We start from the raw sequence: 12,575 nt of genomic DNA, 5'->3' as shown, positions 1-12,575 counted from the left end.
GGTGAACGATTACAACGAGCGGAGTATCTGGCTGCGCATGCGCGCCATGCTTTCATTGAACGATCCGCGCTGGGGCCGGGGGGACGGCAATGGCGACCGGCAACGTCCAAACGAGCCCAAACGTCCGCCGACCAAGGACGGTGAAGGGCCGCCCGATCTCGACGAGATGTGGCGCGATTTCAACCGCCGTTTGAGCCGCGTGTTTGGCCGCAAGGGCGGCGGCGCGGGTGGCGGCCGGCCGGACAACGGTCGTGGCGCGCGCATTGGCTTGGGCATCGTGATCGGCGTGCTGCTGGCCATTTATCTCGGCAGCGGGGTGTTCGTCGTGCAGGACGGCCAGGCCGGCGTCGTGATGCAGTTCGGCAAGTATCGCTACACGGCGGGTCAGGGCGTGCACTGGCGTCTGCCGTATCCGTTCGAAGCGCATGAGCTCGTCAATATCGGCCAGGTCCGCCAGGTGGAGATCGGCCGCAATAACGTGGTGCGTCTCGCGAACGTGAAAGACGCGTCGATGCTCACGCACGACGCGGATATCGTCGACGTGCGCTTCGCCGTGCAATACCAGGTGAAGAAGCCGACCGACTACCTGTTCCGCAGCGTCGATCCCGATCAGGGTGTGATGCAGGCTGCTCAGGCGGCGGTGCGCAGCATCGTCGGCGCGCGCAGCACCAATGACATCCTCTATCAGGATCGCGAAACAATTCGCCAGCAGCTGATGGCGGCGATCCAGCAATCCCTGGATGAATACCAGTCCGGACTTGCCGTGACCGGTGTGACCATCCAGGGCGTGCAGGCGCCCGACCAGGTGCAGGCCGCGTTTGACGACGCCGCCAAAGTCCGTCAGGAAAACGAGCGCGCGAAACGCGACGCCGAGGCCTACGCCGCGGATCTGTTGCCGCGCGCGCAAGCCGACGTGGCTCGCCAGATCGACGAAGCCAAAACGTACAGCGACAAGACGGTGGCCCAGGCGCAAGGCGACGCCGAGCGCTTCAAGCAGGTCTACGCGCAGTACTCGAAAGCGCCCGCTGTGATTCGCGAGCGCATGTATCTGGAAACCATGCAGCAGATCTATTCGAATACGACCAAGGTGTTTGTGGACAGCAAGAGCGGCAACAATGTGCTGTATCTGCCGCTCGACAAGCTGGTCGAGCAGACCCGTCAGCGGGCGGCCGACGCCGCTTCGGGTGCCGTGGCCGCCGCCGCGCCGCAGGCAGCGAGCGGTGCCGCGCTGCCGTCGGCCGTGCCGTCTGCCTCTGCAACCGGCGCCGCAGCTTCCGCGCCGGCCGCGGTTGCCACGCCCGCCAGCCAGGCCGCAGCCAGCAGCGACGCGCTGCGCTCACGCGACTCCTTCCGCAGCCGTATGCGCGAAGACGACGTTCAATAAGGAGCGCATAACATGAACAGGATCATTGCGCTCGTCGTGGCTGTCGTCATCGTGCTGTTTGCCGCTTCGTCTATGGTGTTTGTCGTCGATCAGCGGCATCTGGCCGTGCTGTCGTCGCACGGCGACAAGGCGCCGAGCCTGCTCGGCCCCGGCCTGCACGTCAAATTGCCGCCGCCGTTGCAAACGGTCACGCTGGTCGATAACCGCATCCAGTCGCTCGACGCACCAGACGAAGACCGCTACGTGACGTCCGATAAAACCGATCTGCTGGCCAACCCGGTCGTCAAATATCGCGTGACCGATCCGCTGAAGCTGCTCGCCGAAACCAGAGGCGATGCGCAGAGCCTGCCGGACCGGCTCGCGTTGCTGTCGCGCAGCGCGCTCGGCGATGCGTTCGCGAAGGTCACCTTGTCCGACGCGCTGGCCCGCCAGCAGGCCGTCGCCGACGAAGCGCGCGCCGCGATGGACAAGGCCGCGGCATCGCTCGGCGTGTCGGTGGTCGAGGTGCAACTGACGCGTGTCGACTTCCCCGCGTCGATGGCGGATTCCGTCTACAAGCGGATGATCGCCGCGCGTCAGCAGGTCGCGGCCGACGAGCGTGCGAAGGGCACGGCCGAGGCCGACAAGATCCGCCAGGACGCGCTCGTCCAGCAACAGGCGGTTCTCGCGGACGGTTATCGTCAGGCGCAGACCATCAAGGGCGAGGGTGATGCGAAGGCCGCGGAAATCGCCGCCGAGGCGTACGGCACCGACCCGCAGTTCTATCAGTTCTATCAAAGCATGCAGGCGTACAGGAACACCTTCAAGCCGGGCGACGTGATCGTGGTCGACCCGAGCAACGAGTTCTTCCGCTTCATGCGTAGCCCGACCGGCGGCGCTGCGCCGGACGCTCCCGCGGTACCGCGCAAACACTGATAACCGGAACGCCGCGGCATCCGCATCGCGGCGCCGTCATTCGCATGGATATAGCCGGCTCGTTACTGCTCGCGATCGCGTTGATGCTGATTATTGAAGGGATGTTTCCCTTCGTTTTTCCGAGCGCCTGGCGCGACACGTTCCGTAAAATAGCGGAACGGCCGCCGCATCAGATTCGCATAGGTGGCCTGATCGTGATGGTGCTCGGGCTGATCCTGCTGTTTATCGTGACCTGAAGGGGCTTCTTCTGGCGGCGGCCTGACGGCACGGGCGAAGGCCTGAAGCCAACTGCAACTGCAACTGCAACTGCAACTGCAACTGCAACTGCAACTGCAATCGGCAGCCACTGCCGGCGGTGGGTTCCCGAACGGCGCGCAAAGCAACTGCACTGCAACGCCTGTGGAAAATCGTCGGAAGCGCTCTTCGCAAGCAGCCCGAACGCCCGCGGTAGCCGCCAGAATCGAGCCGCCGCCCGCCATTCACACTCACTTACCGGCGCACCCAGCCGCCGTGTTCAACGTCGTAGGACTGTATCGATGTCGACCTGGTTACTTCCCGAGAATATTGCCGACGTGCTGCCGTCGGAAGCCCGCAAGATCGAAGAATTGCGGCGCCATCTGCTGGACCGTTTCCGTTCGTACGGCTACGAGATGGTCATGCCGCCGTTGCTCGAATATATCGAGTCGCTGCTCACTGGCGGTGGGCACGATCTGAATCTGCGCACCTTCAAGCTCGTCGATCAACTGTCCGGACGCACGCTCGGTCTGCGCGCGGACATTACGCCGCAGGTCGCGCGCATCGACGCGCACTTGTTGAATCGCCAGGGCGTGACGCGTCTTTGCTACGCGGGCAACGTCGCGCATACGCGTCCGCGCGGCCTGCACGCCACCCGCGAGCAGATCCAGATCGGCGCGGAAATCTACGGCCACGCGGGCCTCGAAGCGGACCTGGAAATCCAGCAACTGATGCTCGACGCGCTGCGTCTGGCCGGTCTCGCGAAGGTGCGCCTCGATCTGTGCCATGCGGGCGTGCTCGCCGCACTGATCGAAGCCGAACCGGCCGCGGCCGAACTCGGCCAGTCGCTCTACGACGCGCTCGCGGGCAAGGACGTGCCGCGCCTCGTCGAACTGACGGCCAACCTCACGCCGGTGATTCGCGACGCGTTGCGCGCGCTGCCCAGGTTGTACGGCGACGCTTCGGTGCTCGACGAAGCCCGCGCACGCTTGCCGAATATGCCGGCCATTGCCCGCGCGCTCGACGACCTCGCGTTCCTCGCGAGCCAGGTGGACGGCGCCGAAGTCATGATCGATCTCGCCGATCTGCGCGGCTATGCGTACCACAGCGGCGTGATGTTCTCGGCGTATGTGGACGGCGTACCGAATGCGGTAGCGCGCGGCGGCCGTTACGACCACGTGGGTCAGGCGTATGGCCGCGCGCGGGCGGCAACCGGCTTTTCGCTCGATCTGCGCGAAGTGGCGCGGATTTCGCCAGTCGAAGCGCGCAGCAGCGCGATTCTCGCGCCGTGGCAGCACGACGAGGCATTGCGCGTGAGCGTGGCCGCGTTGCGCGATGCCGGCGAGGTGGTGATTCAGGCGCTGCCCGGCCACGAACACGATCTCGATGAATTCGCGTTCGACCGCGTGCTGGTCGAACGCAGCGGTAACTGGGTGGTCGAACCGCGCGCCTGAGCGCGTTCCGGCAGACCCGCCTGAGGGCGATCCTCATGGCATGTCAGATGGCGCCGAATGTGTCGCCGAAGCACGGCGCGGCCGTTGGCCGCGCCACTTTCGCTATACCCACCATAACGTGCATACCGTTGAGCGGAAACGGAAAAATTCGGAAGGTTCCGCGAACATAGGTAGAATACGTTTTTAACCAGCTTACGAAACAACATGTCTGCCAGCGCAGTGAATGTGAACCCCGGGCGTAACGTCGTCGTCGTGGGGACCCAATGGGGTGATGAAGGCAAGGGCAAGATCGTCGACTGGCTGACGGACCACGCTCAAGGCGTCGTTCGCTTCCAGGGCGGTCACAATGCCGGTCACACGCTTATCATCGGCGGCAAGAAAACCATCTTGCGTCTGATTCCGTCGGGCATCATGCATCCCGGCGTCGCGTGCTACATCGGCAATGGCGTCGTGTTGTCGCCGGAAGCGCTGTTCAAGGAAATCGGCGAGCTCGAAGCCGCCGGGGTCGATGTCCAGAATCGCCTCTTCATTTCCGAAGCCACCACGCTGATCCTGCCGTATCACATCGCCATCGACCAGGGCCGCGAAGCGCGCCGTGGCGCAGGCAAGATCGGCACCACCGGCCGCGGCATCGGCCCGGCTTACGAAGACAAGGTGGCACGCCGCGGTTTGCGCGTGCAGGACCTGTTCGAGCCGGAGATCTTCGCCGAACGTCTGCGTGAAAACCTCGACTATCACAACTTCGTGTTGACGCAATACCTGGGCGTCGCCGCTGTCGACTTCCAGCAAACGCTCGACACGATGCTCAGCTATGCCGACCGTCTGAGGCCGATGGTGACCGACGTGTCGCGCCGTCTGTACGACGTCAACGCCGCCGGCAGCAACCTGCTGTTCGAAGGCGCGCAAGGCACGCTGCTCGACATCGATCACGGCACGTATCCGTTCGTCACGTCGAGCAACTGCGTGGCCGGTGCGGCCACGGCCGGCGCGGGTGTCGGTCCGCAAAAGCTGAACTACATTCTCGGCATCACCAAGGCGTACTGCACGCGCGTCGGCTCGGGCCCGTTCCCGAGCGAACTGTACGACGCGGATAACGCTGCACGCCAGGAAGCGATCGGCCTCGAACTGGCTACCGTCGGCAAGGAATTCGGCTCGGTCACGGGTCGTCCGCGCCGCACCGGCTGGCTCGACGCGGCCGCGCTGCGCCGCTCGATCCAGATCAACGGCGTATCGGGTCTGTGCATGACCAAGCTGGACGTGCTCGACGGTCTTGACGAAGTGAAACTGTGCGTTGGTTACAAGGTGGACGGCAAGAATGTCGACCTGCTGCCGCGCGGCGCGTCGGAAGTTGCACGCTGTGAGCCGGTGTACGAAACCTTCGCGGGCTGGAAGGAAAGCACGGTTGGCATCAAGGAATGGGACAAACTGCCGGCGAATGCGCGCGCGTATCTGTCGCGTGTGCAGGAGGTTGCGGGCATTCCGATCGACATGGTGTCGACCGGTCCGGATCGCGATGAAACCATCCTGCTTCGTCATCCGTTCAAGGTTTAAACATGGTGCAAGGTGTTCCCATGATTGCGATGAAAGATCCGCGCAACGACGACAAGAACCTCTGGGTCGGCTGGGACGAGTATCACCGGTTGATCGAACTGCTGGCGTTGCAGGTGCACGAGTCGGGCTGGAAATTCGACAAGATCCTGTGCCTTGCGCGCGGCGGTTTGCGTGTCGGCGATCAGCTCTCGCGCATTTACGATCTGCCGCTGGCGATTCTCGCCACGAGTTCGTATCGTGAAGCGGCCGGCACGGAGCAGGGCGAGCTCGACATCGCGCAATACATCACCATGACGCGCGGCGAGCTGCACGGCAACGTGCTGCTGGTCGACGACCTGGTCGATTCGGGCGTGACGCTCGCGCGGGTTCAGCAGCATCTGAAAGAACGTTATCCGGCGATCACCGCGGTGCGTTCGGCGGTGCTCTGGTACAAGGGCTGCTCGAAGGTGAAGCCCGATTACCATGTGCAGTATCTGCCCACCAATCCGTGGATCCATCAACCGTTCGAGGAATGGGACACGGTTCGTCCGCATAACCTCGGCGCGTGGATCAAGCGCGGCACGGCACAAGCGCAGGAGTCGTCGGGGGCGTGATGTGCACTTCGGCGCCGAACCTGTTGCGTCGTATCCCGCGTAGTCTCGCAAAACGGAGCCCAATGGGCTCCGTTTTTTTGTTTGTGCACCGACCGTGCGCGTGCGCTTCGCAAACCGCGCATCGGCGATGCGGACAATACGGCTCGCGCAGCAGACGCGCTCATATCGCAGTGCTACACTGCGCGGACCATCACGTGGTGTATCCACAACAAGCCGGGCGGCGCCAGATGGGCAGTTTAGAATAGCGGTCGTTTTTCCCGCCCAGGGAACGGATTTCCTCGCGTTTATGACAGATAACAATCACGAGCACAAACAGCCTCTGCCTTCCCTCGCCATTGCCGCGATCGGAGTGGTATTCGGCGATATCGGCACGAGTCCGTTGTACTCGTTGAAAGAAGCCTTCAGCCCATCGCACGGCATTCCGCTGACCGATCAATCCATTCTGGGTGTGATCTCGCTGCTGTTCTGGGCGATCGTGATCGTGGTCGGCGTGAAATATGTGTTGTTCGTGATGCGTGCGGACAATAACGGCGAGGGTGGCGTTCTCGCGCTGATGGCGCTGGCGCTGCGCTCGCTCGACGAGAAGTCGAAGATGGCCGGCTTGCTGATGATGCTCGGCATTTTCGGTGCCTGCATGTTCTATGGTGACGCCGTGATTACACCGGCCATTTCGGTGATCTCGGCGGTCGAAGGTCTGGAGATTGCCGCGCCGCATCTGTCGCATCTGGTGCTGCCGCTCACGATCGTGATCCTCATCCTGCTGTTCTGGATTCAACGGCACGGCACGGCCATGGTCGGCCGCCTGTTCGGTCCGATCATGGTGCTATGGTTCGTGGTGCTCGCAGCGCTCGGCCTGTGGCACATCCTGCAGTCGCCGAGCGTGATCCGCGCGCTCAACCCCTGCTACGCCTACACCTTCATGGCCGCGCACGTGCTGCAGGCTTACGTGGTGCTCGGCTCGGTCGTGCTGGTGCTGACCGGCGCCGAAGCGCTGTACGCCGACATGGGCCACTTCGGCGCGAAGCCGATCCGCATGGCGTGGTACGTGCTGGTCATGCCGTCACTGGTGCTGAATTACTTCGGCCAGGGCGCGCTGCTGATGCACGATCCGAAGGCCATCGAAAATCCGTTCTTCCTGCTCGCGCCGGACTGGGCCTTGCTGCCGCTCGTCGTGCTGTCCACCATCGCGACGGTGATCGCCTCGCAGGCGGTGATTTCCGGCGCCTATTCGCTGACGAGCCAGGCAATCCAGCTCGGCTACGTGCCGCGCATGAAGATTCTGCACACATCGGAGCTGGCGATCGGCCAGATCTATGTACCGGTGGTGAACTGGATGCTGCTGTTCATCATTCTGTGCATCGTGATTGCTTTCAAGAGTTCGGACAATCTCGCGGCCGCATACGGTATTGCGGTGACGGCCACGATGGTGATCACCACGATTCTCGCCTGCGTGGTGATGGTGAAGGTGTGGAACTGGAACAAGCTGCTGGTGGCGCTGATCATCGGCGTATTCATGACGGTGGATCTCGGCTTTTTCGGCGCTAATCTGCTGAAGGTCGAAGAGGGCGGCTGGCTGCCGCTCGGCATCGGCGCGTTGCTGTTCTTCCTGCTGATGACCTGGTACAAGGGGCGCATGATCGTCAAGGAGCGCACGGCGGCCGACGGTATTCCGCTCATGCCGTTCCTGCAAGGGCTGCTCGCGCATCCGCCGCACCGCGTGTCGGGCACGGCGATCTATCTGACCGGCAGCGATTCGCTCGTGCCGGTGAGCCTGCTGCACAACCTGAAGCACAACAAGGTGCTGCATGAGCGCACCATCTTCCTGACCTTCGTGACGCGCGATATTCCGTACGTGAACGATGCGGACCGTGTGACGGTGAAGGATATCGACGGTGGGCTGTATCTCGTCAAGGCGGCCTACGGGTTCAACGAAACGCCTGACGTGAAGGCGGTCCTGCTGGAAGTCGGCCGCACGCATGACATGACCTTCGAGCTGATGGACACGTCGTTCTTCCTCGCGCGCGAAACGGTGGTGCCGACGCAATTGCCGGGCATGTCCGTGTGGCGCGAACGTGTGTTCGCGTGGATGCACCAGAACGCCGCCAAGCCGACGGACTTCTTCAGTATTCCGGCCAACCGGGTGGTGGAGTTGGGGACGAAGATCGAGATTTGACCGTCGCCGAGGATTCGCGGATGTGCCTGGAAATAGGGGCGAAAAAAAACCCACGTGAATGCGTGGGTTTTTTATTTGCCGCGTGTTCGGCAGAGCAATGAGCACGGCAAGTGAGCACGCAAAGCGCGGCGCTCGGCCAGCGCAGCCAGCGCGTGAGCGAATCACGCGCTTAACCCGCGAGCTTACTTCTGCTTGAGCTTGGCGAATGCCGCCGCCATTGCGCCGCCCGGTTCCGGCTCACGCGAGCGCTGTTGCGGCGCGCCGCGTCCGCCGCCACCTGAGCGGCCCGCGCCGCCGCGGTCCTGCTGGGCGCCGCCGCTGCGCGCCGACGCTGCGCCGACTTCGTCGTCCATCCGCATGGTCAGCGCGATACGCTGGCGCTTCACGTCCACTTCCAGCACCTTCACCTTGACGATCTGGCCGGCCTTGACGACTTCATGCGGGTCCTTGATGAACTTCGTCGACATGGCCGACACGTGCACCAGACCGTCCTGATGCACACCGATGTCGATGAACGCGCCGAATGCCGCCACGTTCGTTACGACGCCTTCGAGCACCATGCCCGGTGTCAAATCGCTGACCTTCTCGACGCCTTCGCGGAACGTCGCGGTCTTGAATTCGGGGCGTGGATCGCGGCCCGGCTTTTCGAGTTCGAGCAGAATGTCGCGCACGGTCGGCAGACCGAAGCGATCGTCGACGAATTCCGCGGGCGACAACCCGCGCAGTGCGTCCCGATTGCCCAGCACTTCACCCACATGCTTGCTGATTTTCGCGAGCATGCGTTCGACGACCGGATACGCTTCCGGGTGAACCGACGAACGGTCGAGCGGATTCTCACCGTTGTTGATGCGCAGGAACCCGGCGGCCTGCTCGAAGGTCTTGTCGCCCAGACGCGGCACCTTGCGCAGATGTTCGCGCGACGGGAACGGGCCGTTCGCATCGCGATAGTCGACGATATTGCGCGCCAGCGTGGCATTCAGACCCGACACGCGGGCGAGCAGCGCGACGGACGCGGTATTCGCATCCACGCCGACGGCGTTCACGCAGTCTTCGACCACGGCATCGAGCGAACGGGCCAGTTCGCGCTGGTTCACGTCGTGCTGATACTGGCCGACGCCGATCGCCTTCGGCTCGATCTTCACCAGTTCCGCAAGCGGATCCTGCAGACGGCGTGCAATCGACACCGCGCCGCGCAGCGACACGTCCATGTCGGGGAATTCCTTCGCCGCGAGTTCAGAGGCCGAGTACACCGACGCGCCGGCTTCGGACACGACGATCTTCTGCAGCTTGAATTCCGGATGACGCGCGATCAGTTCGCTCGCGAGCTTGTCCGTTTCACGCGACGCCGTGCCGTTGCCGATGCTGATCAGTTCAGCCTGCGTCTGCGCGCAGATGCGCGCGAGTTTCGCGATCGAGCCGTCCCAGTCGCGGCGCGGCTCGTGCGGATAGATCACGTCGGTGGCGAGCACCTTGCCGGTGCGATCAACCACGGCCACCTTCACGCCGGTGCGCATGCCCGGATCGAGGCCAATCACGGCTTTCGGGCCAGCGGGCGCGGCGAGCAACAAGTCCTTCAGATTGCGCGCGAACACGCGGATCGCTTCGTGCTCGGCTTCGTCGCGCAGATTGGTCAGCAATTCGTTTTCGATATGCGGCTGCACCTTCACGCGCCAGCACCAGCGGCACACATCGGAGAGCCACTTGTCGGCCGGACGGTTCTGATTGGCAATGCCGAAGTGGCGCGCGATCAGCGCTTCGCCCGGATGCGGCACCTGCGCGTCGAGTTCTTCGCCGAGGCCGAGCTTGACCATCAGCACGCCGGCATTGCGGCCGCGGAACAGCGCCAGCGCGCGATGCGACGGCACGGTGCGGATGGTTTCCGAGTAGTCGTAATAATCGCGGAACTTCTCTTCTTCGGCGTTTTCCTTGCCTTCCACCACTTTCGACGACACCACGCCCTGGTTGAACAGGTAGTCGCGCAGCTTGCCGAGCAACTCGGCCGTTTCGCCGAACTGCTCCGAAAGGATGTCGCGCGCGCCGTCGAGCGCGGCCTTGACGTCGGCGACGCCTTTCTCGGCGTCCACGTAGGCGGCGGCTTCGGTTTGCGGGTCGAGCCGCGGATTGGCCAGCAGCGCGTCGGCGAGCGGCTGAAGGCCCGCTTCGCGGGCGATCTGCGCGCGCGTGCGGCGCTTCGGCTTGTACGGGAGATACAGGTCTTCCAGCACCTGCTTGCTGTCGGCGCCTTCGATCGCGGCGCGCAGCTCGTCGGTGAGCTTGCCCTGTTCGTCGATGCTGGCGATGATCGCCGCGCGCCGGTCTTCCAGCTCGCGCAGATACAGCAGGCGTTCCTCGAGGTTGCGCAACTGCGTGTCGTCGAGATTGTCGGTCACTTCCTTACGGTAGCGGGCGATGAACGGAACAGTCGCTCCTTCGTCGAGAAGTTGCACCGCGGCCGCGACCTGGCGCGGCTGGACGGACAGTTCGGCGGCGATGCGCTGTACGATCTTGAGTGCTACGGTTTCCGTCATAAGGTCTTGGTGTTCCTGCGGACTCAGTTCGGGGGCCGCGCGCTAACCGCACGTGAGGCCACGTGGGGCGCGTCCGGGCACGCCGGGCGTGCGCGCTGCGACCAGGTTGCTGGAGCGGGGCATTTTGCCATAAATGCAAAAGGGCTCAACCGCAGGGTGATAGAATTTCGGGCATGTTCCGTTGACCCTCTACGACGTTGCCAATCTCCTTGTCCCTCAACCGCCTGGGCTCCCGCTTGGTCTCTCGCTTGACACAACCGCCGCTGTTTTCTTCATCGCGTTTCCTGTCGCGTTTGTTGCTGCGCTCGTTGTCGCGTTTTTCGCCGCTCGTGCTGCGCGCGCCGGTCGGCTCGCTCGTGTCGGTTTCGGGCCCGGTGTTCAGCTCCGCGTCTCGTTCCAGTGGAATGTTTTTCGCGTCGTGCGCGTCATGCGTCCTCGCTGTTGCGTTAGCCGCCTCCACGCCGGCCGTGGCGCAATCCGCGACGCCTGCGAGCAGCAGCGCCGCGCGGCCCGCCGGCGCTCTCGCGCCGGCCGCTGCGGCGGGCGGGGAGGCCACGAGCGCCACGAATGCGCAGGGCGGAACGACTGGCGACGGCACGGACAACGCCGGCAACGCGGTATCGTCCGGCAGCGATTTCGACGCGCGGCAAAAAGTCCTGGATCAGCGCACCGAGGAGAACAACTATCGCTATGGCGTCGCGGAACACGACTGCTATAGCAGGTTCTTCGTCAACTACTGCCTGAACAAGGCGCGCGACAACATGCGTTCGGTACAGGCGGATATTCGCAAGGAACAGCTCGCGCTCGACGGCGAACAGCGCACGCAGCGCGCCCGCACCCGTGACGAGCAGGCCGCGCTCAAACGCGCGCAGGACGAAGCGAGCGCGCCGCAGCGCGCCGCCGAAGACGCGCGCAACGCGCAGGCTTACGAAGACAAGCAGCGCCAGCATCAACTCGATCAGGCGCAGCGCGCCGCCGAGGCGCCGCAGCGCAGCGCGAACGAGCAGGCGTATCAGGAGAAGCAGCGTCAGCATGCGCTGGATCAGGCGCAGCGCGGCATCAGTCCGTCGCAGGCGGCGGCCAACCGGCAGGCGTACGATCAGAAGCAGGCCGACTTCCAGCGCAAGCTCGACGAGGCGCGTGCGCAAGGTGCGCAGAAGGCTCAGGAGCGCGTGCAGAAGCAGCAGACGTTCGAAAAGAAGCAGGCGGACGCGGCGCAGCACAAGGCCGACGTGGAAGCGCGTCAGAGGCAGGCGGCCGAGAAGGCCGAGCAGAAACGTCAGGATGCGTTGAAACAGCAGCAACTCGAAGAGCAGCAAAAGCAGCAACAGGAGCAGCAGTAAGATTCCCGCAGTGGGCCCTGAGCGTGCGTGGCAGGGCCGCAGTCGCCGTAACGCGTTTTAAGCCGGACAGCAACCTCAGGCAGCGGGCAGCACACGCCGCCCGCGCCGTCGACGAGAGGAGGCGAGTATGCGCGATCAACATCACGTCATCAACGCGGACACACTTCGCGACCGTATTCTGCAACTGGAATCGGAGCATAGTGGGCTCGATCGCCTGATCGACCGAATGTCGGATGAGCCCGGCATCGACGACTTCGAGTTGCAGCGCCTGAAAAAGCGCAAACTCAAAGTCAAGGACACCATCATCTTGCTGCAATTGCAGCTCGAACCGGACGCACGCGCCTGAGTTCGCGGCCTGGCAGGCGCCGGGCGCGCGTCGCGCGAGCCGGACTTTGCAGGA

10 protein-coding genes are annotated in these 12,575 nt (G+C 63.8%); 9 read left to right on the top strand and 1 reads right to left on the bottom strand.

All coding sequences use genetic code 11. The features are described from left to right. Position 1 precedes the first annotated feature (1 nt). From hflK to BXE_RS13960, 7 genes are all read left to right on the top strand, one after another. A complete protein-coding gene (gene hflK / locus BXE_RS13990; protein WP_011488939.1) occupies positions 2-1,384 on the top strand; it encodes an FtsH protease activity modulator HflK in 1,383 nt (460 codons plus the stop codon). 12 nt (positions 1,385-1,396) lie between these two features. Then, the gene (gene hflC, locus BXE_RS13985) at positions 1,397-2,299 is read left to right on the top strand and encodes a protease modulator HflC (RefSeq protein WP_011488938.1); all 903 of its coding nucleotides are present in this window, start codon (positions 1,397-1,399) and stop codon (positions 2,297-2,299) included. A gap of 44 nt (positions 2,300-2,343) precedes the next feature. Then, positions 2,344-2,535 carry a DUF2065 domain-containing protein gene (locus BXE_RS13980; protein ID WP_011488937.1) on the top strand — a complete coding sequence of 64 codons (192 nt, stop codon included), beginning with the start codon at positions 2,344-2,346 and terminating at the stop codon, positions 2,533-2,535. A gap of 300 nt (positions 2,536-2,835) precedes the next feature. Continuing rightward, positions 2,836-3,987 carry an ATP phosphoribosyltransferase regulatory subunit gene (locus BXE_RS13975; RefSeq protein WP_011488935.1) on the top strand — a complete coding sequence of 384 codons (1,152 nt, stop codon included), beginning with the start codon at positions 2,836-2,838 and terminating at the stop codon, positions 3,985-3,987. 204 nt (positions 3,988-4,191) lie between these two features. Next, positions 4,192-5,538, top strand: coding sequence for an adenylosuccinate synthase (locus BXE_RS13970; protein ID WP_011488934.1), 1,347 nt, complete (start codon positions 4,192-4,194; stop codon positions 5,536-5,538). 2 nt (positions 5,539-5,540) lie between these two features. Further along, on the top strand, positions 5,541-6,131 hold the full coding sequence (locus tag BXE_RS13965) for a phosphoribosyltransferase (protein ID WP_007181357.1): 591 nt from the start codon (positions 5,541-5,543) through the stop codon (positions 6,129-6,131). Positions 6,132-6,417: 286 nt separating this feature from the next. Next, the gene (locus BXE_RS13960) at positions 6,418-8,304 is read left to right on the top strand and encodes a potassium transporter Kup (RefSeq protein ID WP_011488933.1); all 1,887 of its coding nucleotides are present in this window, start codon (positions 6,418-6,420) and stop codon (positions 8,302-8,304) included. A 182-nt stretch (positions 8,305-8,486) separates the two neighbouring features. Here BXE_RS13960 and BXE_RS13955 read toward each other — a convergent pair whose 3' ends face one another. Further along, complete coding sequence (locus tag BXE_RS13955; RefSeq protein ID WP_011488932.1) at positions 8,487-10,832, bottom strand: Tex family protein; 2,346 nt, start codon at positions 10,830-10,832, stop codon at positions 8,487-8,489. A 404-nt stretch (positions 10,833-11,236) separates the two neighbouring features. On the opposite strand from BXE_RS13955, the gene BXE_RS13950 reads away from it, so the two are divergent. Together BXE_RS13950 and BXE_RS13945 are read left to right on the top strand one after the other, a co-directional pair. After that, on the top strand, positions 11,237-12,175 hold the full coding sequence (locus BXE_RS13950; RefSeq protein ID WP_011488931.1) for a hypothetical protein: 939 nt from the start codon (positions 11,237-11,239) through the stop codon (positions 12,173-12,175). A gap of 127 nt (positions 12,176-12,302) precedes the next feature. Next, positions 12,303-12,521, top strand: a complete 219-nt coding sequence (locus BXE_RS13945; RefSeq protein WP_007181361.1) for a DUF465 domain-containing protein — start codon at positions 12,303-12,305, stop codon at positions 12,519-12,521. Positions 12,522-12,575: the final 54 nt, after the last annotated feature.

The sequence above is a fragment of the Paraburkholderia xenovorans LB400 genome (assembly GCF_000013645.1).
In the GTDB taxonomy this organism is placed as follows: domain Bacteria; phylum Pseudomonadota; class Gammaproteobacteria; order Burkholderiales; family Burkholderiaceae; genus Paraburkholderia; species Paraburkholderia xenovorans.
The sequence above is the reverse complement of the archived record's forward strand: the minus strand, read 5'-3'. Positions and strand labels throughout refer to the sequence as shown.

Excerpts from the sequence above, each read along its gene's own strand:
- hflC (WP_011488938.1), top strand. The coding sequence starts at position 1,397 with ATGAACAGGATCATTGCGCTCGTCGTGGCTGTCGTCATCGTGCTGTTT.
- BXE_RS13980 (WP_011488937.1), top strand. The coding sequence starts at position 2,344 with ATGGATATAGCCGGCTCGTTACTGCTCGCGATCGCGTTGATGCTGATT.
- BXE_RS13975 (WP_011488935.1), top strand. The coding sequence starts at position 2,836 with ATGTCGACCTGGTTACTTCCCGAGAATATTGCCGACGTGCTGCCGTCG.
- BXE_RS13970 (WP_011488934.1), top strand. The coding sequence starts at position 4,192 with ATGTCTGCCAGCGCAGTGAATGTGAACCCCGGGCGTAACGTCGTCGTC.
- BXE_RS13965 (WP_007181357.1), top strand. The coding sequence starts at position 5,541 with ATGGTGCAAGGTGTTCCCATGATTGCGATGAAAGATCCGCGCAACGAC.
- BXE_RS13960 (WP_011488933.1), top strand. The coding sequence starts at position 6,418 with ATGACAGATAACAATCACGAGCACAAACAGCCTCTGCCTTCCCTCGCC.
- BXE_RS13955 (WP_011488932.1), bottom strand. The coding sequence starts at position 10,832 with ATGACGGAAACCGTAGCACTCAAGATCGTACAGCGCATCGCCGCCGAA.
- BXE_RS13950 (WP_011488931.1), top strand. The coding sequence starts at position 11,237 with ATGTTTTTCGCGTCGTGCGCGTCATGCGTCCTCGCTGTTGCGTTAGCC.
- BXE_RS13945 (WP_007181361.1), top strand. The coding sequence starts at position 12,303 with ATGCGCGATCAACATCACGTCATCAACGCGGACACACTTCGCGACCGT.